Origin of the sequence: Proteus sp. TSJ240517, assembly GCF_047921575.1 — a bacterium.
Lineage (GTDB): Bacteria > Pseudomonadota > Gammaproteobacteria > Enterobacterales > Enterobacteriaceae > Proteus.
Genome location: NZ_JBLRMH010000002.1, coordinates 31796 through 53831, shown reverse-complemented (window position 1 = coordinate 53831; position 22036 = coordinate 31796). Strand labels below are relative to the sequence as shown.

At 38.8% G+C, this 22036-nt stretch carries 21 protein-coding genes; 17 read left to right on the top strand and 4 right to left on the bottom strand.

What is annotated here, in order from left to right:
- Positions 1 to 142: 142 nt before the first annotated feature.
- Together lpcA and ACNARN_RS03860 are read left to right on the top strand one after the other, a co-directional pair.
- Positions 143 to 721, top strand: coding sequence for a D-sedoheptulose 7-phosphate isomerase (gene lpcA / locus ACNARN_RS03865; RefSeq protein WP_006534804.1), 579 nt, complete (start codon positions 143 to 145; stop codon positions 719 to 721).
- Between the two features lie 53 nt (positions 722 to 774).
- The gene (locus ACNARN_RS03860) at positions 775 to 1542 is read left to right on the top strand and encodes a class II glutamine amidotransferase (protein WP_416304169.1); all 768 of its coding nucleotides are present in this window, start codon (positions 775 to 777) and stop codon (positions 1540 to 1542) included.
- Here ACNARN_RS03860 and ACNARN_RS03855 read toward each other — a convergent pair.
- The gene (locus ACNARN_RS03855) at positions 1513 to 2280 is read right to left on the bottom strand and encodes a L,D-transpeptidase family protein (protein ID WP_196534268.1); all 768 of its coding nucleotides are present in this window, start codon (positions 2278 to 2280) and stop codon (positions 1513 to 1515) included. The genes ACNARN_RS03860 and ACNARN_RS03855 overlap by 30 nt on opposite strands.
- 415 nt (positions 2281 to 2695) lie before the next feature.
- Here ACNARN_RS03855 and ACNARN_RS03850 point away from each other — a divergent pair, with 415 nt between their 5' ends.
- From ACNARN_RS03850 to nqrM, 8 genes are all read left to right on the top strand, one after another.
- Entirely contained in the window at positions 2696 to 4036 is a 1341-nt protein-coding gene (locus ACNARN_RS03850; RefSeq protein ID WP_109373917.1) for a Na(+)-translocating NADH-quinone reductase subunit A, read from the top strand.
- Between the two features lie 3 nt (positions 4037 to 4039).
- Positions 4040 to 5278, top strand: a complete 1239-nt coding sequence (locus tag ACNARN_RS03845; RefSeq protein ID WP_023581003.1) for an NADH:ubiquinone reductase (Na(+)-transporting) subunit B — start codon at positions 4040 to 4042, stop codon at positions 5276 to 5278.
- The gene (locus tag ACNARN_RS03840) at positions 5271 to 6056 is read left to right on the top strand and encodes a Na(+)-translocating NADH-quinone reductase subunit C (RefSeq protein ID WP_109373918.1); all 786 of its coding nucleotides are present in this window, start codon (positions 5271 to 5273) and stop codon (positions 6054 to 6056) included. The genes ACNARN_RS03845 and ACNARN_RS03840 overlap by 8 nt, the downstream gene beginning before the upstream one ends.
- Entirely contained in the window at positions 6049 to 6678 is a 630-nt protein-coding gene (locus tag ACNARN_RS03835; RefSeq protein WP_088493503.1) for an NADH:ubiquinone reductase (Na(+)-transporting) subunit D, read from the top strand. The genes ACNARN_RS03840 and ACNARN_RS03835 overlap by 8 nt, the downstream gene beginning before the upstream one ends.
- Positions 6679 to 6683: 5 nt before the next feature.
- A complete protein-coding gene (gene nqrE, locus ACNARN_RS03830; RefSeq protein WP_006534792.1) occupies positions 6684 to 7280 on the top strand; it encodes an NADH:ubiquinone reductase (Na(+)-transporting) subunit E in 597 nt (198 codons plus the stop codon).
- A gap of 16 nt (positions 7281 to 7296) precedes the next feature.
- Positions 7297 to 8523, top strand: coding sequence for an NADH:ubiquinone reductase (Na(+)-transporting) subunit F (gene nqrF / locus ACNARN_RS03825; protein ID WP_109373919.1), 1227 nt, complete (start codon positions 7297 to 7299; stop codon positions 8521 to 8523).
- A gap of 80 nt (positions 8524 to 8603) precedes the next feature.
- The gene (locus ACNARN_RS03820) at positions 8604 to 9626 is read left to right on the top strand and encodes an FAD:protein FMN transferase (RefSeq protein ID WP_109373920.1); all 1023 of its coding nucleotides are present in this window, start codon (positions 8604 to 8606) and stop codon (positions 9624 to 9626) included.
- A 19-nt stretch (positions 9627 to 9645) separates the two neighbouring features.
- Positions 9646 to 9873, top strand: coding sequence for a (Na+)-NQR maturation NqrM (gene nqrM, locus ACNARN_RS03815; RefSeq protein WP_023580998.1), 228 nt, complete (start codon positions 9646 to 9648; stop codon positions 9871 to 9873).
- A 95-nt stretch (positions 9874 to 9968) separates the two neighbouring features.
- Here the strand turns inward: nqrM and ACNARN_RS03810 are convergent, their stop codons facing one another.
- Positions 9969 to 10841, bottom strand: coding sequence for a glycerophosphodiester phosphodiesterase family protein (locus ACNARN_RS03810; protein WP_416304168.1), 873 nt, complete (start codon positions 10839 to 10841; stop codon positions 9969 to 9971).
- A gap of 233 nt (positions 10842 to 11074) precedes the next feature.
- Between ACNARN_RS03810 and dinB the strand changes: the two genes are divergently transcribed.
- Positions 11075 to 12130, top strand: a complete 1056-nt coding sequence (gene dinB / locus ACNARN_RS03805) for a DNA polymerase IV (RefSeq protein WP_160230048.1) — start codon at positions 11075 to 11077, stop codon at positions 12128 to 12130.
- A 77-nt stretch (positions 12131 to 12207) separates the two neighbouring features.
- Here the strand turns inward: dinB and ACNARN_RS03800 are convergent, their stop codons facing one another.
- Together ACNARN_RS03800 and pepD are read right to left on the bottom strand one after the other, a co-directional pair.
- Positions 12208 to 14370: a TonB-dependent siderophore receptor gene (locus ACNARN_RS03800; protein ID WP_416304167.1), complete on the bottom strand. Its 2163-nt coding sequence runs from the start codon at positions 14368 to 14370 to the stop codon at positions 12208 to 12210.
- A 218-nt stretch (positions 14371 to 14588) separates the two neighbouring features.
- Positions 14589 to 16046, bottom strand: coding sequence for a beta-Ala-His dipeptidase (pepD, locus tag ACNARN_RS03795; protein ID WP_416304166.1), 1458 nt, complete (start codon positions 16044 to 16046; stop codon positions 14589 to 14591).
- A gap of 353 nt (positions 16047 to 16399) precedes the next feature.
- On the opposite strand from pepD, the gene gpt reads away from it, so the two are divergent.
- The 6 genes from gpt (at position 16400) to aroL (ending at position 21942) form a co-directional block, all read left to right on the top strand.
- Entirely contained in the window at positions 16400 to 16861 is a 462-nt protein-coding gene (gene gpt / locus ACNARN_RS03790; protein WP_006534780.1) for a xanthine phosphoribosyltransferase, read from the top strand.
- Positions 16862 to 17076: 215 nt separating this feature from the next.
- Positions 17077 to 18327 (top strand): esterase FrsA, encoded by a 1251-nt coding sequence (frsA, locus tag ACNARN_RS03785; protein ID WP_416304165.1) that lies wholly within the window; start codon positions 17077 to 17079, stop codon positions 18325 to 18327.
- A gap of 71 nt (positions 18328 to 18398) precedes the next feature.
- Positions 18399 to 18800, top strand: coding sequence for a sigma factor-binding protein Crl (gene crl, locus ACNARN_RS03780; protein ID WP_075672399.1), 402 nt, complete (start codon positions 18399 to 18401; stop codon positions 18798 to 18800).
- Positions 18801 to 18915: 115 nt separating this feature from the next.
- A complete protein-coding gene (gene proB / locus ACNARN_RS03775) occupies positions 18916 to 20019 on the top strand; it encodes a glutamate 5-kinase (protein ID WP_109373927.1) in 1104 nt (367 codons plus the stop codon).
- Positions 20020 to 20030: 11 nt separating this feature from the next.
- Positions 20031 to 21284 (top strand): glutamate-5-semialdehyde dehydrogenase, encoded by a 1254-nt coding sequence (locus tag ACNARN_RS03770; RefSeq protein ID WP_196534260.1) that lies wholly within the window; start codon positions 20031 to 20033, stop codon positions 21282 to 21284.
- A gap of 145 nt (positions 21285 to 21429) precedes the next feature.
- Positions 21430 to 21942, top strand: coding sequence for a shikimate kinase AroL (gene aroL, locus ACNARN_RS03765; RefSeq protein WP_198620978.1), 513 nt, complete (start codon positions 21430 to 21432; stop codon positions 21940 to 21942).
- Positions 21943 to 22036: the final 94 nt, after the last annotated feature.

Here is a 22036-nt window from a genome sequence, read left to right as displayed (position 1 = left end):
TTCTAATTACAATATAGCTCACAAATTATTCGTAAATGAGAGAAGTTAGCATTTGTCTATAATAGGCATCTTCTTTCATGACATTTAATCCGTTACACTGAGAAACAGAAAATTTCGATACCCTTTCTGGAGTAAAAATCCTATGTACCAAGATCTTATCCGTGGTGAATTAACAGAAGCAGCAGATACGCTATCTCGCTTTCTTCAAGATGACGCAAATATTGAAGCTATCCAAAAAGCTGCGGTGTTATTAGCAGATTCTTTTAAAGCAGGCGGTAAAGTATTATCTTGCGGTAATGGTGGCTCTCATTGTGATGCAATGCATTTTGCAGAAGAGCTAACTGGGCGCTATCGTGAAAATCGCCCTGGTTATCCTGCCATTGCTATTTCAGATGTAAGCCATATCTCATGTGTAAGTAATGATTTTGGCTATGAATATATCTTTTCTCGCTATGTTGAAGCTGTTGGTAAAGAAGGTGACGTTCTGCTGGGTATTTCAACCTCAGGTAATTCAGGCAATATCATCAAAGCAATTAGTGCTGCGCGTGAGAAAGGCATGAAAGTCATTACGCTAACGGGTAAAGATGGCGGAAAAATGGACGGTACAGCAGATATTGAAATTCGTGTACCTCATTTCGGTTACGCTGATCGTATTCAAGAAATTCATATTAAAGTTATCCATATTCTGATCCAATTAATTGAAAAAGAAATGGAAAAATAATTTGTTGATATTGCTATAAATTAGCAAGAAACATCGGCAAGAAGGAGTGAGCGATGTGTGAGTTGTTAGGCATGAGTGCAAATGTACCGACAGATATTAATTTCAGTCTAAGTGGATTAATTCCAAGAGGTGGTAAGACAGGGCCTCATAAAGATGGTTGGGGAATTACTTTCTACGAAGGGTTGGGATGTCGTACATTTAAAGATCCTCAAGCTAGTGCAATTTCACCAGTCGCTCGCTTTGTTCAAGAATACCCGATTAAATCAGAGGCTGTGATCGCTCATATTCGTCAAGCGAATCGAGGTAATGTCTCTTTAGAAAATACCCATCCTTTTACTCGTGAATTATGGGGAAAAAACTGGACTTATGCACATAATGGTCAACTAAAAGGTTATCAATCTCTTGATACGGGGCGTTTTAGAGCCATAGGGCAGACGGATAGTGAAAAAGCTTTTTGCTGGATCTTAAATCAGCTCGAAAATCGTTATAAAAGAACCCCTGTGAATTGGCCTGCTGTATTTCGTTTTATCGCTGTTTTAGCCTCTCAATTAAAGCAAAAAGGGGTTTTTAATATGCTGTTGTCAGATGGTCGATTTGTAATGGCATATTGTTCAACTAATTTACATTGGATCACGCGTAAAGCACCTTTCGGCAAAGCCAAATTACTTGATCAAGATGTAGAAATCGATTTCCAGCAACACACACAATCAGATGATGTGGTTTCTGTTATATCAACATTACCATTGACTGGAAATGAATCTTGGCTGCGTATTCCCGCTGGTGAGTTTGTCTTATTTGATCGTGGTGTGCGTATCCTGTAACCATTTGCTTTCACTATTTTGCGATAAGTTAAGGACAGGGTTTACACTATTAGGTGAAGTCAAAGTGCTATTAACGAAATAACGTCCATTTTGAACGGTAACAGATGGGATTTGTTTGCGTTCTTCAACATATTGGTAGGCTGGCATAAGCTGTTGCCAGAAATCCATATCTTTTGAATACTGATGTTTCTTCATATTTTCAGTGGTCATTTTAAATGGAAAAATATGAATATTAATCGTAGATTGACCACCTTGTAGCGCCAATTCAGCATACTGATAAATTTCATCCATCACAGAATCTGTCATTGCATAGCAACCAACCGATTTACAAGCCCCGTGGATCATTAAAAAATCGCCAGTGTATCCTTTTGATTTATCATATTGATTAGGAAATCCTAGGTTGATAGCTCGGTAAAATCGACTGTTCGGATTTAATTGTGAGAAATTAACCTGATAAAAACCCTCGGGGCTTTTTAAATCACCTTGAAACTTTTTAGGTCCAAGGCCTCCAGAATAGCTACAAATGGGGTAAGTACGTACTTTTTCTAATTGCCCATCTAATTTTTCCGTATAAAGTTCAAGTAAGCTTTCTTCTTTGAAAATCTGAATATAGATAGGCTGACCTGTACTTTTTTTAACAGGTTTCATTAGAAAACTTGAATTATTTTCAGCGTTAACAAATAAAGAAATTAACATTAATGTTAAAAAACTGATTAGTTGTTTTGCGTGACTGGTCATGGTTTTATCAGAAAAATAGCTTAAAATTTGTTGATAAAGTAGATCGTAGATTGCTATGAAGCAATAAATTTGTAAATTAAAATCTGATATGGTTTCTTTTCTTTTACAAAATATTCTGTATGAAATTTAAGCGCTCGTCGAAAAAGATGATATTTTAATTCGGTTTATACGAGTTATTAACGTTTCAGTCAAAATAATATTCCCATTTGCTTGAGCTAAATCACTCGAATAGTCAGACAGGTTTAGGCTGAGATGATAAAATTCAGTTCGGCAGAATAAGAGAAATAGTTAACAATTATCGGAGATAAATAACTTAGGGTTCAAAAACACCTTAAGATGTTTTTATTACAGAGTCGCTACATTTTCGGGGTGAATTTGTAGCTTAGGGTTTAACTGATAAACTTGTGCAAATCTTATGATTAAAATTAAAAAAGGACTCGACCTCCCAATTGCAGGAGCACCTGCCCAAGTGATAGAAGACGGACCCGCGATTCGACGCGTAGCATTGCTAGGTGAAGAATATGTCGGTATGCGTCCTTCTATGATGGTTTCGGAAGGTGAGCATGTAAAAAAAGGGCAAATTCTTTTTGAAGATAAAAAGAATGCCGGTGTCATTTTCACCAGCCCAGCTTGTGGTAAAGTCGTTGCAATTAACCGCGGCGAACGTCGTGTGTTCCAATCTATCGTTATCGAAATTGATGGCGACGAAGAAATCACCTTTAACCGTTATGATAGCTCAACGCTCTCAGACCTGACCCGTGAACAAGTTGAAACTAACCTCGTTAATTCGGGAATGTGGACTACATTAAGGACTCGTCCTTATAGCCGTACTCCGCGTTTAGGCACAACACCTGTCGCCATTTTTGTCTCTGCAATGGATACAAATCCGCTTGCAGCAGATCCTATGGTTATTATTGAGCAAAATGAGAAGGCATTTAATGATGGTCTTGTTGTTTTAACTCGTTTAACCGAAGGCAAAGTCTATGTTTGTCATGGTGAAAAATCACCTACAAAATTAAATGATGGACAAATTAGCTATAACCAATTTGCAGGCCCACATCCAGCAGGATTAGTTGGTACGCATATCCATTTCTTAGAACCTGTGAGTGCTAAGAAAATGGTTTGGCATTTAAATTACCAAGATGTCATTGCTATTGGTTATTTGTTTACAACAGGTTCTTTATATACAGAGCGTGTTGTTGCATTAGCTGGCCCTCAAGTAAAAGCACCTCGTTTAGTGCGTACTCGTTTAGGGGCTGATCTCTATGAGTTAACTAAAGATCAATTAGTTGATGGTGAAAACCGCATTATTTCTGGCTCTGTATTATGGGGATGGAAATCTGATGAGGCTCATCACTATTTAGGTCGTTTCCATAACCAAGTTTCTGTATTACGCGAAGGTCGTGATAAAGAGTTATTTGGTTGGGGTATGCCGGGTAGCGATAAATTTTCTATCACTCGTACAACTATCGGTCACTTCTTAAAAAATAAACGCTTTGCATTTACAACCACAATGAATGGTGGCGAACGTTCAATGGTACCAATTGGTAACTATGAGCGTGTGATGCCGTTAGACATTATGGCAACGCATTTATTACGTGATTTAGTTGTAGGTGATACTGACAGTTCTCAAGCATTAGGTTGTTTGGAATTGGATGAAGAAGATTTGGGATTATGTACTTATGTTTGCCCAAGCAAATATGAGTATGGCCCAGCACTGCGCCAAGTATTGACCAAAATTGAGCAGGAAGGGTAACTCATGGGTTTGAAAAATTTATTTGAAAAAGTAGAGCACCATTTTGAGCCCGGTGGCAAATTAGCAAAATGGTACGTACTTTATGAAGCCGTTACCACGGTATTTTATACGCCAGGTACTGTCACGCGTAATGGTGGGCATGTTCGTGACACTATTGACCTAAAACGCATGATGATCTTAGTTTGGTTGGCTGTTTTCCCAGCAATGTTTTGGGGAATGTATAACGTCGGTCATCAAGCGATCCCAGCACTTAATCAGTTATATAGCGGTGCTGAATTACAGCAAATTATTGCTTCAGATTGGCACTATCGCCTCGCTGAATTTCTCGGCGCATCATTAACAACAGATGCTGGATGGGCAAGTAAGATGCTACTTGGTGCAACTTACTTTTTACCTATTTATCTTGTTGTTTTTGCGGTTGGTGGATTTTGGGAAGTTCTTTTTGCCTTTATTCGTGGTCATGAAATTAACGAAGGCTTCTTTGTTACATCAATCTTATTTGCCTTGATCGTACCGCCAACATTACCACTTTGGCAGGCTGCATTAGGTATTACGTTTGGTGTTGTTATCGCGAAAGAAATCTTTGGTGGTACAGGGCGTAACTTCTTAAACCCTGCATTAGCAGGTCGCGCATTCCTGTTCTTTGCCTATCCTGCTCAAATCTCAGGTGATCTGGTTTGGACTGCGGCTGATGGCTTCTCTGGTGCGACACCATTATCGCAATGGTCTGTATCGGGTGAAAGTGCATTATTAAATACCGTCACTCAACAACCAATCTCTTGGATGGATGCTTTCCTTGGATATATTCCAGGGTCGATCGGTGAAGTTTCAACACTGATGATTTTAATCGGCGGAGCTGTCATTCTTTTTGCTCGCATTGCTTCATGGCGTATTGTTGCTGGGGTAATGGTGGGCATGATTGCAATGTCATACCTGTTTAATTTTATCGGTTCAGATACTAATCCTCTTTTCTCAATGCCTTGGCACTGGCACTTAGTATTAGGTGGTTTTGCTTTCGGTATGATGTTTATGGCAACAGATCCAGTATCCGCATCGTTTACCGATAAAGGTAAATGGGCTTACGGTATTTTGATTGGCGTAATGGCTGTGCTTATTCGTGTCGTCAATCCGGCTTACCCAGAAGGTATGATGCTGGCAATCTTATTCGCAAACTTATTTGCACCACTGTTTGATTACGTGGTTGTTCAGGCGAATATTAAGCGGAGACAAGCTCGTGGCTAAAGAGAAAAACAAAGATAGCGTCGCAAGAACGTTCCTCGTTGTATTTATTCTATGTCTGGTGTGTTCCGTGGTAGTAGCAGGAGCCGCTGTTGGACTGAAGTCTAAACAAGAAGAACAAAAACTTCTTGATAAACAACGTAATATTCTTGATGTTGCGGGTCTGCTCGTACCTAAAATGAGTGCGACAGATGTACTGAAGGTGTATGACACTCGTATTAAAGCAAAAATTGTTAATTTCCAGACAGGTGAACTGACTGATAGTAAAGGCAGTTTTGATTTAAGTGCGGCTTTACGCAGTGATGACACTTCAATTGCATTATCGCCACAAGAAGATATCGCCAAAATTCGCCGTCGTGCTAATACAGCAGAAGTCTACTTTGTGCTTGATGAACAAGGCAAAACCACAGAAGTTGTTCTACCTGTTTATGGTTCTGGCTTATGGTCTGTGATGTATGCTTTCGTTGCGGTTGATATTGATGGTGTGACTTCTAAAGGCATTACCTATTATGCTCATGGTGAAACACCAGGCTTAGGTGGTGAAGTAGACAATCCACAATGGAAAGCACAATGGAAGGGTAAGCGCTTAATTAACGAACAAGGTACTCCTGCAATTAAGATAGTACGTAGTGGTACAACTGATAGCCCTTATGGTATTGATGGACTTTCTGGCGCGACACTGACCTCAAATGGTATCCAGCATATGTTCGATTTCTGGTTAGGTGAAAAAGGTTTCGGCCCATTCCTGAAAAAAGTTCGTGAAGGAGAGATCAATGGCTGATACAAAAGAAATTAAACGAGTTTTACTTGGGCCATTGTTAGATAACAACCCGATTGCCTTACAGGTATTAGGTGTGTGTTCTGCATTGGCTGTAACAACAAAACTTGAAACCGCATTAGTGATGACAATTGCGGTAACTTTGGTTACTGCATTTTCAAGCTTCTTTATTTCACTCATTCGTAATTACATACCAAGTAGTGTTCGTATTATTGTTCAAATGGCGATTATTGCTTCATTAGTTATCGTTGTTGACCAAATACTACAAGCTTATGCGTATGAAATTTCTAAGCAACTTTCTGTTTTCGTTGGTCTTATCATTACTAACTGTATTGTAATGGGACGTGCTGAAGCTTATGCGATGAAAGCACCTCCTGTTGAAAGCTTTATGGATGGTATTGGTAACGGCTTAGGATACGGCGTTATCTTGATCCTTGTTGGTTTTTTACGTGAACTTTTTGGTTCTGGTAAATTATTCGGCATTACAGTGATGGAGTCTGTCCAAAATGGTGGCTGGTATCAGCCAAACGGTTTATTCCTGTTAGCACCAAGTGCGTTCTTTATTATTGGCTTGCTAATTTGGGGATTACGTACATTAAAACCTGCACAGGTTGAAGAGGACTAATCGCCATGGAACATTATATAAGCCTGTTTGTTCGTGCTGTTTTTATTGAGAATATGGCGCTCGCATTCTTCTTAGGGATGTGTACATTCCTCGCCGTTTCTAAAAACGTAAAAACAGCTTTTGGATTAGGTATCGCTGTTACCGTTGTTCTAGGTCTTTCTGTACCGTTGAATAACTTGGTTTACAACTATGTGTTACGTGATAATGCATTAATGGAAGGTGTTGATTTAAGTTTCTTAAACTTTATCACTTTCATTGGTGTGATTGCGGCACTGGTACAAATCCTAGAAATGATTTTAGACCGTTATTTCCCTGCGCTGTATAACGCACTAGGGATCTTCTTGCCACTTATTACCGTTAACTGTGCCATTTTCGGTGGCGTGTCATTTATGGCACAACGTGACTATAACTTCAGTGAATCTATTGTTTATGGTTTCGGCTCTGGGATTGGTTGGATGTTAGCCATCGTATTACTGGCTTCTATCCGTGAGAAAATGAAGTACGCGGATGTACCGGCAGGTATGAAAGGGTTAGGCGTTACTTTTGTCACCACAGGGTTGATGGCATTAGGTTTCATGTCCTTCTCTGGTGTTCAGCTATAAAGGGTGAGAAGAACTCATGGATATAATTATTCTAGGTGTCGTGATGTTTACCCTGATTGTATTGGTATTAACAGCGTTGATTTTGTTCGCAAAATCAAAACTGGTCAATACAGGGGATATTTCAGTTGAGGTCAATGGAGACCCAGACAAAAGTTTTGATGCACCAGCAGGTGATAAATTACTTAACGTACTATCAAACGAAGGTATTTTTATTTCATCAGCTTGCGGTGGCGGTGGCTCTTGTGGTCAGTGCCGCGTTAAAGTGCTGGAAGGTGGCGGTGATATTTTACCGACAGAACTTTCACATATTAATAAGCGTGAAGCTAAAGAAGGTTGTCGTTTAGCGTGTCAGGTAAACGTAAAAAACAACCTGAAATTAGAATTACCGGAAGAAATCTTTGGTGTTAAAAAGTGGGAATGTGAAGTTATCTCAAATGATAATAAAGCCACTTTTATTAAAGAATTAGTGTTAAAAATCCCTGAAGGTGAGGTTGTACCTTTCCGTGCAGGTGGATTTATTCAAATCGAATGTCCTCCTCATACGGTACGTTATGAAGATTTTGATGTACCAGAAGAGTATCGTGAAGATTGGGATAAATTTAATTTATTCCGCTATGTTTCTGATGTTAAAGAAACCACTGTACGTGCTTATTCAATGGCGAACTATCCAGAAGAACATGGCATCATCATGTTAAACGTGCGTATTGCAACACCTCCGCCACGTAATCCTGATGTGCCACCAGGAATTATGTCATCATATATTTGGTCATTAAAACCAGGTGATAAGGTGACGATTTCAGGGCCATTTGGCGAATTCTTTGCTAAGAAAACTGATGCTGAAATGATCTTTATTGGTGGTGGTGCAGGTATGGCACCAATGCGCTCACACATTTTTGATCAATTAAAACGTTTACATTCTAAACGTAAAATCAGCTTCTGGTATGGTGCGCGTTCTGTTCGTGAAATGTTCTACACAGAAGATTTCGACATGCTCGCGAGAGAGAACGAAAACTTCACATGGAATGTCGCACTTTCAGATGCATTGCCTGAAGATAATTGGACTGGCTATACTGGATTTATTCACAATGTGTTGTTTGAGAACTACCTTAAAAATCACCCAGCACCAGAAGATTGTGAATTCTATATGTGTGGACCGCCAGTGATGAATGCAGCAGTTATTAAAATGCTCAAAGACTTAGGCGTTGAAGATGAAAACATTATGCTGGATGACTTTGGGGGTTGATCCTAACTTCCGATAAAGCATAAATGAATGAAATGACAAGCGCCCACTTATGTGGGCGCTCATGATCAGAAGAGAGAGTTATGTTAAAAAGAAAGATGATAAATTGGATAGTGATGCTGTCTGCATTAGTTCTATTATCTGCATGTGGTGAAAAGCAGCAGGTATTAGAAGGTGAAACCATGGGAACTTATTACTCGATTAAATATGTTCCTGACAGTAATTCACCTCCACAAAACGTCTTACAAACAGAGATTGATCGTATCCTTGAAGAAGTTAACGATCAAATGTCAACATATCGTCCTCATTCTGAACTCAGTCGTTTCAATCAAAGCCGTGAAATTAATACCCCATTTCCTGTTTCACCCGCGACAGCTAAAGTAGTCAGTGAAGCTATCCGTATTAATAAAATAACAGATGGTGCTTTAGATGTGACCGTTGGACCGTTAGTTAATTTATGGGGATTTGGCCCAGAAGGCCGATTTACGCATCAACCTTCTGAAGATGAATTAGAAAAACGTAAACAGTGGATTGGAATTGATTACCTTGCTGTTGAAGGTAATACATTAATTAAGAAGATCCCTGAGCTTTATGTCGATCTCTCTTCGATTGCTAAAGGCTATGGCGTTGATGCTGTGGCTGAATATTTAATTTCACAGAATATTACTAACTATATGGTTGATATTGGTGGTGAAGTAAGAACCCAAGGCGTGAATGGTAATGACAAGCTTTGGCGTATAGCGATTGAAAAACCAGCAAATGACGGCACAAAACAGAGTGTTCAGTTAATTATTGAACCAGGTGATAACTCAATAGCCACTTCTGGTGATTATCGTAACTATTTTGAAGAGAATGGTGTCCGTTTTTCTCATACTATTGACCCAACCACAGGTCATCCTATTAAACATAACCTTGTTTCTATTACTGTGATTGTGCCAACTTGCATGAGCGCAGATGGTCTTTCGACAGGATTGAATGTTTTAGGGCCTGAAAAAGGGTTAGCAGTAGCAAACGAGCTAAATATTCCTGTCTTTATGATAGTGAAAACTGAAAATGGGTTTGAAGAGCGTTATAGTAAAGCATTCGCCCCGTTCTTGAAAAAGTAGAATTTAAGGAGAGAAGGTTATGTTAAAAATATTTCTATTTGCCTTCATCTTATTCTTGATTGCTTTCTTTGGTATGGCGTTAGGCTATATTGTAAAACGTAAAAGCCTTCAAGGTAGCTGTGGCGGTTTAGGTGCTATGGGCATAGAAAAAGAGTGTGATTGCCCCGAACCTTGTGATGCACGTAAAAAACGTATGGCAAAAGATGCAGCAAGAGAAGAATTGCTTAATAAAAATAGAATTCTTTAAGTAAGATATAAAAATAAAAAAAGAGTGGTGTATATATTTACATCACTCTTTTTTATTTTCTTCTTTCTGAAGAAGCGAAGCTAAAAGCTAGGGGCTTACTCTTTTCTAAATGCTTTCATCTTTGCGGGTGAATCGACCATAACTGCATCAGCACCTAATTCTGTGGCTTGAATAAAATCTTTCTCTGTATTGATCCCAAAAAGAACAATATGAGCATTGCCACCAGCACGAAAACAAGACATAGCGTCTTTATCCCAACTTAGAACCGATGCTGAGCGTGCTTCACCTAATGTGTATTTCTCAACAACTTCTACTTTGCGGTGAAGCTCAAGCCCATACCAACGAGTAATATCTAAATTTTCAGGTAGTAGGCAAATATGGCTCATTGTGATATTGGCTAAAATATCACGAGTAATATCACGACTTTCAAAACGTTGTACATTAATTGATAAGGCGTCAAGAAATGCAGTATTTGTAGAATAAACGCGAGTTCTATCCAGTGCGTTATGATTATGAAGTACGGTGGTTAATGCTTCAGCTTGGATTGCAGGATCAGCATCTGGTGATTTTAAATCAAGATAAAACTGTGTTGTAGGGAATTGAGTTAATATCTCATCCAATGTCAGAATGGTGACACCTTTATTTCGATAAGGAAATTGTTGTGCTTCACCAAATTTATAGCCAGCATCCCATTGTTTAAGTTGCTGTGCCGTAAAGTCAGAAACACTACCTTGCCCATTTGTTAAGCTTTTTAAATCACTAGGACGATAAAGGACAGGAATATTATCTTTCGATAATTGAATAGTGATCCAAATTGCATCAGCTTGATGAAAGAGGGCTGTTTTTATAGCAATTTCAGTATTTTCAGGGGCATCAGCTGTGCCACCACGATGTGCGATAATTTTAGGAGATGCCATAAGAATTACAGAATAAAAAAAGAGAGAAATAGCGATAAATAATTTGATCATGAAAAATTATTTCCTTGTTTTATATATAGTTACAAAACAATATTTAAAATTAATGTAATTAATCAGCGAGCTAAAACAATCTATCACCACTTTGTGACAATTCTATAAATAAACAGACTAATTCAGATTTTTATGAGAAATACACCTCAATAGAGGGAGAAGAGAAGGAATAAAAATTGTAGTTAATATTTATTTACTGTATATTTAAACAGTAAATGAGGCGAGGTGATTGTATGCGTAAAATTATTCATGTTGATATGGATTGTTTTTATGCTGCGATTGAAATGCGAGATAATCCAGCACTAAAAGAGATCCCAATTGCGGTTGGAGGCAATGCTTCTAGCCGAGGTGTGATCTGCACGGCGAATTATCCTGCTCGTCGTTTTGGCGTCCGTAGTGCTATGTCAACGGCGACAGCGTTGAAGTTATGTCCTCACTTAAAAGTTTTACCCGGCAGAATGCCTCTCTATAAAGAGACATCAGCAAAGATCCGCCAAATTTTTTCTCGTTATACCCACCTTATTGAACCTCTTTCACTCGATGAAGCTTATCTTGATGTATCTGACAGTAAGCATTGTCATGGTTCTGCAACGTTGATCGCTCAAGAAATTCGCCAACAAATTTTTGATGAGTTAAATCTTACTGCATCCGCAGGCATTGCACCGATTAAATTTCTCGCCAAAATTGCCTCTGATATCAACAAACCAAATGGGCAATTTGTTATTACACCAGAGCAAGTCGATGATTTTATTTTAAAATTACCGCTTAACAAAATACCAGGTGTAGGTAAGGTGACATTTGCTCGCTTGCAAGAAATGGGCTTAGAAACGTGTGCTGATATTCGCCGTACTGATGTCATTTCTTTAGTAAAAGTATTTGGGAAATTTGGTCAAAATTTATGGGAACGCAGTCATGGCATCGATGAGCGTGAAATTAACCCTGATAGACTTAGAAAATCAGTCGGAGTTGAACGTACTTTTGCTTCAGATATTAATTCTTGGGATGATTGCTTGGCATTACTTGACGGATTATATAGCGAATTAGAACGGCGACTAACAAAAGTGAAACCCGATTTAAGGATAGCAAGGCAAGGCGTTAAACTAAAATTTGATGATTTTCAATTAACGACACAAGAGCATACTCATCCTATTTTAGAAAAAGCCGATTTAATAAATATTGCCTACCAAGCATGGCATGAGCGCCGAAATGGCAGAGGTGTGCGATTAATCGGATTTCATGTCACCTTACAAGATCCGCAAATAGAACGACAACTTCTTTTAGCACTGTAAGAATTAAAAAAACCATAGCCGATCAACAGACAGGCTATGGCTAACGTAGTTAATTTATGTAGTTAATCTATATAGTCTTACCAGCGATAATTCATTGTTGCTGTCATTGTTCTGCCGATCCCATAAAAACATGCAGTATCACCAGCACAAGATGCAACATAGTGTTTATTCGCAATATTATTCATATTAAGCTGAATTTCAGCACCTTTTAAAGAAGGTGATAACTCACCTAATGAATAGCCAATCATGGCATCATAAAGCGTAACTGTGGGCACACTGACTGTATTTTTGGTATCACCTTGAGATACGCCAACATATCGCACGCCAAAGCCTGCTTTAGAGCCATTAAATAGCCCTGATGTTTCATCATATTGACCCCAAAATGATGCCATGTGCTTAGGAACTCTAGGGAGTTCTTTTCCCTGTGTTCCCGCAATAATGGTTTTTCTTACTTCAGTATCGGTATAAGCATAACTGCTGATAAATGAAATATTTTCAGTTAATTGGCTATTAATTTGCACTTCAACACCACGACTTCTAATTTCACCCACTGGTTCAAAATACGCTTTTTCAGCATTGTAGTTGGTCACATTGCGTTGCTGTAATTGATAAACAGAGAGTGTTGCCAATGTTTGTTCATTTGGTGTGAGGTATTTAATTCCAGCTTCTAATTGACGACCTTCGCTAGGCTCAAAAGGGGCACTTCCTGGTGCGCGGCGAGTTTGTAAATTAGGTTCAAACGAGGTGCTATAACTAATATAAGGAGAAATACCATTATCAAAAGAATATAAAAGCCCTGCGCGACCCGTTAACTTATGATCATCTTGTTGAACATAGCTTTTAGCTAAGAAATCATGAGTCCGAACTTGAGCCCAATCTTGGCGTAAGCCTGCAAGTAAGATCCAATTTTTCCATTGGATCTGATCTTGTAGATACAACCCGATTTGATCACGTTTTTGTCGCTGATCGGTTGCGGGTTTTTGTAAGCTCATATCAATTGGATAGTGATAATTAGGATCACGCCAATCAAGATCGTACTCGGGGCCCATTGCACGAAGTAAATTATCTTGATCTTTACTCCACTGATAATCAATACCAGCAATCACAGTATGATTAAGTTTTGCAGTAGCAAAGTCAGCTTGTAAGCGAGTATCTATTCCTAAAGTATCTGTTTCTCGCTGCTCTTGTTGAGCTCGGCGCTCAAGAATATAAGGGTTATCTTTTCTTAAAGAACCAAAAACAAGATATTTATATTTTTGATTAATATGGCTGCATCGAGCATTTTGTACAATTTTTAGTGTGTCATTAAATTCGTGTTCGAATTCATAACCTATACCATATTGCTGGCGCCATGACTTATGGTAATCGGGATTGTTGACATCAAAATCAAAGGGAATAGTACCTTCTGGCGTACTTTTTACTGTACCGTAAGCGGGTAAAAAATTACGATAACCGGCTTCAGGCTCTTGCTGAATAAAGCTTAATAATGTTAAACGTGTTTGTTCATTCGGTAAAAAGGTAATGGCAGGAGCGAGCGCAAAACGCTCTTCTTTATAATTTTTTATTTGGGTATGTTGTGTTTTAGCAATACCATTTAGGCGATAAAGAACTCGATTATCATCACTCAATGTACCCGAAAAATCAAAAGCGGTTTCTGCTAATTTATCATTACCTGCACGTACTTGAATGTGACGAATAAGGGATGCAGTTGGTCTTTTACTTGTCATTGCAACAAGGCCACCTGGGTTTACTTGGCCATAAAGAACAGATGCAGGTCCTCTAACAACTTCAACACGCTCTAATAGCCATGGATCAATTGCGCCAGTTGACGATGAAGCTCCCATTCCATAACTTAATCCATCAAGAAAGCGTGGTGCATAACTGTATCCTCGAATAAAAACCTCATCATTACGATTAGAACTTCCACGATATTCTGTGAAAACTCCAGGTGTATAACGTAACGCCTGAGAAACTGAGCTGACATCTTGAGCGTCCATTTGATCACGGGTGATCACGCTAATGGATTGTGGTGTTTTTTCAATTTCAGTCGGTGTTTTATTTGTTGATAATGTTTTTGTTGCCACAAAACCTGAAACAGGCGCTTGTGGATCTTGTGATGAAGTTGCTGTCACAACTATTTTTTCAGGCGTATTTTGATTAACTGTTGCATGAATTTGAACAGATAACAGACTTAGCGGTAAGGCAAGTAAGACGCTAACAGCATAATTTTTATTAGACACAATCGATCCCTTTGAATTTTTTATTTTTAACTTTAACTGCGGAGCAGTGAAAATATCACTCATTAAACATTAATGCTAATGATAATAATTAGCATTCTATAAATTATGATATTTAAGGGAAATTCATTGAGAATGAGAGATAAATGATTTTTTTGCAGAGACTTCAGTAACAAAAAACCCGCCAATAAGCGGGTTTCATTATTAACGTTAAAGCGAGATTATTTAGCAGGGATTGCTTTTAAAATCGCGGTTAATAATTGCCAGTATTGACCGACGCTCTTAATGTGAACGCGTTCGTCTGGTGAGTGAGCACCACGGATTGTTGGCCCAATAGAAACCATATCCATATCTGGGTAAGGTTTTTTGAACAGACCACACTCAAGACCTGCGTGGATAACCATGATATTTGGCACTTTATCAAACAGTTGTTGGTAAGTGTCACGAACTAAATGCATAACAGGAGAGTCTGCATCTGGTTTCCAACCAGGGTAACCGCCTTTCGTTTCAATATCGGCTTTAGCCAGTTTTGCTAATGCTGTCAGCATGCTAACAACATAGGTTTTACCACTATCGATTAGAGAACGAATTAAGCACAGAATTTCTACTTTATCATCAACAATGCTAACAACACCGACATTTAGTGAAGTTTCAACAACACCTTCAACATCGTCACTCATACGAATAACGCCGTTTGGCATTGCATTAAGTAAGTTAATGACACGAGATTGGCAATCTGCGGTGAACGCTTTTTTATCTGTTGTTGTATCAATTAATTCAACTTTTAGATTCTTCTCTGCGATCGCTAATTCGCTTTTTAGCAATTCTTCAAAGCGTACTTTTAATGCTTCTAATTCTTTGACTTTATCCGCTGGAATTGCAAAAACAATGTTTGCTTCACGAGGAATCGCATTACGCAGTGTACCACCGTGGAAATCAATTAATTTCAGTGATAATTCTTCTGCATGACCCGCTAAAAAACGTGCCAATAATTTATTTGCGTTACCTAAGCCTAAATGGATATCACCACCAGAATGGCCGCCATTTAATCCTTTTAGAACCAGTTGTTTAACAACGTGACCTGCTGGGATCGCATCGTAAGAAAGGCTTACTGTGGTTTTAACATCAATACCACCCGCACAACCCATGTAGATTTCACCTTCTTCTTCTGAGTCTGTGTTAATAAGAATATCAGCTTGTAACCAACCCGGTTGTAAACCAAAAGCACCGTCCATACCTGTTTCTTCAGTCATGGTTAACAGCACTTCTAATGGGCCGTGTTTAACAGTGTCATCAGCTAAAATAGCTAATGCAGATGCCATACCAACACCATTATCTGCACCTAATGTGGTGCCTTTCGCTTTGATCCATTCGCCATCAATGTAAGGTTGAATTGGATCTTTAGTGAAGTCGTGAACGGTGTCGTTGTTTTTTTGTGGCACCATATCTAAGTGTGCTTGTAAAACAACAGTTTTACGATCTTCCATGCCTTTGGTTGCTGGTTTACGAATTAAAATATTGCCAACGGCATCGCGCTCTGCAAAAAGTCCTTTTTCACTTGCCCAAGAAAGAATGTGGGAAGCTAAGGCTTCTTCATGATGTGATGGATGTGGAATCGAACAAATTTTTGCAAAAATATCCCATAGTGGTTGTGGGGATAGAGTAGATAGTTCAGACACGATGGATCTCCTCTAACAGCATCTGTGTTATTGATAGCCTACCGCTTTTTTAAGGGTTAGCTTTATTATTCTGAGCGTTATACGCCAATATAGTTGAGAATATCACTTTCTTCTGATGAATGCGTCATTCTATTCACATCTCTATCTAAGAAATTAGATCTCTATTTTGCATTCATTTTTTATATGGTTCATTTTTTAATCGAAAAAAGACATTACAGAAAAAAATTAGGATAATCTCTCCTGTTTTCACGTTTTCTCTGGTTTTTAGGTGCTCAAATCACTATAATCTCGCGCAACCTTTTTTTCCGCAAAAAAGCTTCTCTCGAAATTTCAGTAGCTAGGATCACAATATTATGAGCGAAAAATATGTTGTAACGTGGGATATGTTGCAAATACATGCCCGTCAATTGGCGCAACGTTTACTACCAGTCGAACAATGGACAGGCATTATTGCTGTCAGCCGTGGGGGATTAGTCCCTGCTGCATTACTTGCTCGTGAATTAGGTATCCGTCATGTGGATACAGTCTGTATTTCTAGCTATGACCACGATCATCAGCGTGACCTCAAAATCTTAAAAAAAGCAGAAGGTGATGGTGAAGGCTTTATCGTTGTTGACGATTTAGTCGATACTGGTGGTACTGCTAAAGTTATCCGTGAGATGTATCCAAAAGCGCATTTTGTCACTATTTTTGCAAAACCAGAAGGGCGTCCTTTAGTGGATGATTTTGTGGTTGATATTCCGCAAAATACATGGATTGAACAGCCTTGGGATATGGGTGTTGCCTTTATTCCACCTGTTTGCGATCAAAAATAAGTTGATAGCATTCGCTTTGCTGTTTTAATTGAGATCCTCGCTTAGGCGGGGATTTTTGTTTTTAAGCTCTTTTCTCTTTTCTCTTTTCTCTTCCTCTTTATGATGTCTTCGTGCGATTGCTTGTCGTGATACACATTGTTCCCGTCGATTTCATGCTATGATAAAGCCAGACTTTTAAGCCCCTTTACACGATATCCACTGATTTGAAGAGCGATATGACAGAGAACAAAAACCTTTCTGAAACACTGTTTAAGCCTCGTGCAAAACACGCAGAAACGTCAACATTAATACAGTACACACATCCAAAATCAAATATAGCGACAAACTCTGTATTAAATGGAACAAGCCAGCTAAATTGGTATCGAACAATTCAACGTTTACAATGGATTTGGCGAGGTATTTCTCCTATTGAAATAGAAGAGGTATTAAGCCGAATTGCGGTGCCTGATGCACCTCGTAGTGATGAAAAATTTATCGATACTGTTGTTGGGTATCGTAAAGGTGGCTGGTCATTTGAATGGTCACATCAAGCGATGATCTGGCAACAAAAAGCATTATGTGAAGAGTCTGGTGATGCCGCAGCAGATTGTTGGTTACAAGCCGCACATCTTTATAGTATTGCTGCATATCCCTTTATTAATGGTGATTTTTTAGCGGATCAAGCAGTTATTTTGTCGATGAAAGCTTTTGAGAATGCGACAAAATTCTCCTCTTTTGAAGTCAAAAAACTGACATTTAAATTAGAGGGAAAAGGGACGACAACGGGTTTTCTGCATTTACCCAAAGATTGTAGAGGCCCTTATCCTACCGTGTTATTTTGTGGCGGATTAGACGGTTTACAAAGCGATTATGTCAGCTTTTTCCGTAATTACCTTTCCCCTAAAGGTATTGCAATGCTAACACTGGATATGCCCGCAATTGGTTATTCAGTAAAACAAAAACTAACGGAAGATACATGCCAATTACAAGGTGAAGTTCTAAAACAACTTTCTGAAGTACCTTGGATTGATCATACTCGTGTTGGTGTGATGGGCTTTCGCTTTGGCGGTAATATTGCCGTGCGCTTAGCTTATATCTACCCAAAATTGATTAAAAGTGTTGTTGTCTTAGGCCCTTTGATCCACGCTTTCTTTACCCAAGCTGAATTGCAGAAAAAAATTCCTGTGATGTATCTTGATGTGTTAGCAAGTCGCTTAGGGTTATGGAATATTGATGAGAATAATCTTCGATTATCATTGAGCAGTTACTCCCTGAAAAACCAAGGCCTGATTGGGCGGCGTATGCCTGTTCCTATGATGGGGGTTTATTGGAAAGGTGATGAAATGAGCCCTAAAGAGGATTCGCAGTTAATTGCACGCTCTTCTATGGATGGTGACATTCTTGCTATTAATGATAAGCCGCTTTACGAAGGTTTAGAGCTCGCGTTACAAAAAAGCGCAGATTGGATCTATGATAAATTAATATAATTAATTTTGAACAATAACTTGCTAATTATATTAGATTATATAACAGTAGAGTTTCTAAGGAGACTGAATTTATGACTTCATCTTTGAACCCTACCCGAGGTAAGTTATTAAAGCGTTTTGCTCAAATCGGCCCATATATCCGAGAGCAACAATGCCAAGAGAGCCAGTTCTTTTTTGACTGTTTAGCTGTTTGTGTAAATAAAAAAGTCGCGCCGGAAAAACGAGAGTTTTGGGGCTGGTGGATGGAATTAGAACGCAATAATGAACAGCTCATTTATCATTATCAAATTGGGCTATTCGATAAAAATGGTGATTGGCTCCATCAGAACATCAGTAAGAATGATGTTGTTGAGTCAATTAATGAAACACTTATTCGTTTTCATGAATTTCTTCAACTCGCGGTGAGTGAATTAGAGATGACACTCATTCCAGATGAAAAAATGAACAAATTTCCGCTTCCCATTCAGCCCTAATTTTGTGTTAGGGCAACTTTTCATAGATTTTGCGTTATGTCAGTTGGCATAACGCTTCTCTCCTGATAAAACTGTGTATTATCTTTTTAAATAATCAACAAGAATGGTAAATGTTATGAGTAGCAGCCAAACGCTGGTTGTTAAATTAGGGACAAGTGTACTTACTGGTGGTTCACGACGTCTGGATCAGTCTCATATTGTTGAGCTGGTTCGCCAATGTGCTAAACAACACGAAAAAGGGCATCGGATTATAATTGTCACTTCAGGTGCAATTGCAGCAGGGCGTGAATATTTGAATTATCCTGATTTGCCTGCAACTATTGCTTCAAAACAGTTGCTTGCCGCTGTGGGGCAAAGTGCTTTAATTCAAGTATGGAAACAGTTATTTGCCATCTATGGTATTCATATTGGTCAAATGCTATTAACGCGTGCTGATATTGAAGATAGAGAACGATTCTTAAATGCACGCGATACCTTACATGCACTGTTAGATAACCATATTATCCCCGTTATCAATGAAAATGATGCTGTTGCTACCGCGGAAATTAAAGTGGGTGATAACGATAATTTATCGGCATTAGCGGCTATTTTAGGCGGTGCAGATAAACTGTTATTACTAACGGATATTGAAGGGCTTTACACCGCTGATCCTCGTAGTAATCCAGATGCTAAATTGATCCCTGAAGTTTTTGATATCAATGATGAGTTACGCCAAATGGCAGGTGATAGCGTATCAGGTTTAGGTACGGGTGGTATGGCAACAAAACTACAAGCAGCAACCGTTGCAGGGCGTGCGGGTATTGATGTTGTCATCGCGGCAGGCGTACAACCTGAAGTTATCGCTAAAGTTATCAATAATGAACCTGTTGGAACGTTATTTCATGGCTTACAAAGTCCATTAGAAGCGCGTAAGCGGTGGATCTTTGGTGCGCCAATAGCTGGTGTGATAGTGGTTGATGAAGGAGCTGAAAACGCAATTAAAGAAAAAGGTAGCTCCCTTTTACCAAAAGGTATCAAAGAAATTAAAGGCGATTTCTCTCGTGGATGTGTTATCCGCATTCAAAGTTTACAAGGTAAAGATCTCGCTCATGGTGTTGCACACTATAATAGTGATGCACTGCGTCTAATTGCAGGACACCATTCACAAGAAATTAGTCAAATTTTAGGTTATGAGTATGGCAGTGTTGCCGTACATCGTGATGATATGATTGTTAGCTAAGGAGCCTTCTGATGTTAGAACAAATGGGTAAATCGGCAAGAGAGGCATCTTGGCATTTAGCTCAACTATCAACAGAGCAAAAAAATCAGGCATTACTAGTTATGGCTGATTTATTAGAACAACAAGAAGCTTCAATTCTTGCAGCAAATGAAAAAGATATGCAAGCGGCTCGTGAAGCCAATATTAATGCCGCTATGCTTGATCGTTTATTACTAAATTCTGCACGTTTAAAAGCCATTGCAGATGATGTACGACAAGTGTGTCGCTTAGAAGATCCTGTGGGTCAAGTTATTGATGGCCGTATGCTAGATAGCGGTTTACGTTTAGAGCGTCGCCGTGTGCCGTTGGGGGTTGTAGGTGTTATTTATGAAGCTCGCCCTAATGTCACAATTGATGTCGCCTCTTTATGTTTGAAAACAGGTAATGCGGCTATTCTTCGTGGTGGAAAAGAAACTCATCATACTAACCAAGCGGTTGTTGCTGTTATTCAGCAAGCATTAGAAAAATGTGGTATTCCTGCTGGTGCTATTCAGGCGATTGATAAGCCTGATCGTGAGTTAGTCGCTAAAATGCTAAAAATGGATGAGTATATTGATATGCTTATTCCACGAGGTGGTGCAGGGTTGCATAAACTTTGCCGTGAACAATCAACCATTCCAGTTATTACTGGTGGTATCGGCGTTTGCCATACTTTTGTTGATGAAAGTGCGGATTTAGGAAAAGCATTAACAGTTATCGTAAATGCGAAAGTACAACGTCCAAGCGCGTGTAACTCTTTAGAAACGCTCTTAGTACACGAAAAGATTGCAGATCTATTTTTACCACAGCTAAGTGATGCTATGGCAGCTCAAAAGGTGACTTTGCATTCAAGTGAGAAGGCATTAGCAGGGTTAAAAAAAGGCGGAGCTACTGTTGTTGATGTGAAAGATGCTGATTATTGCGATGAATGGTTATCACTTGATTTAAATGTAGAAGTAGTGAGTGGGTTAACTGAGGCTATTAGCCATATTCGCCGTTATGGTACTGCACACTCTGATGCTATTTTAACGCAATCTATCTCTAATGCTGATCGCTTTGTTCGCCAAGTTGATTCTGCTGCTGTGTATGTTAATGCAAGTACACGTTTTACTGATGGTGGACAATTCGGTTTAGGTGCCGAGGTTGCTGTTAGTACACAGAAATTACATGCTAGAGGGCCAATGGGATTAGATGCCTTAACGACCTATAAATGGATTGGTTACGGTGATAATACAATTCGTAGCTAAGTGTTAAGATGATTAAATAAGCCATACTTTTCTAAAGTGTGGCTTTATTTTTTTGTTACATCAGGTATGATATTTCATACTTTACAGTATGTAAATTTTTAATTACACCCCTAAAAGGGAACACACTATGGAGATAGTGCATTTTATGGATAGTACAATTTACCTTATCGGACCTAGAGGTGCAGGAAAAACAACAGTAGGTAAAGCACTTTCCCTCACTTTAGATTATAGATTTATTGATACGGATGATTGGATAACTCAAAAATATCAACAAACTATATCTTCAATGGTTCAAGAGAAAGGTTGGGATTTTTTTCGTCAAACTGAATCAGAAGCATTAGTCCAAGTTAGTCAGCCTAACCAAGTTATCTCAACGGGTGGTGGTATGATTTTAGCAGATCAAAATCGTGCTTATATGAAATCTTCAGGTGTTACTATTTATTTACGGGCATCTCTTGAAACTTTAGTTAAGCGTTTGTCCCAAGATCCAAATGAAGCACAAAGACCAAGTTTGACAGGTAAAACGTTAGTTTCAGAAATGAATGACGTTTTGGCTAAACGTGAACCTTTATATTTGCAATGTGCTGATATCATTGTTGATGCGGGATTACCTATAAATGAGATTATTGAGGCAATTCTCGCAAAACTCACGAAATAATTAAGAAGTCGTCTGATATAAAGGATAAAACAGGGAACATCTATTTTATTTTCATCACATCCTATTTATAGTAAGGCTAATTATAGCAAAATGA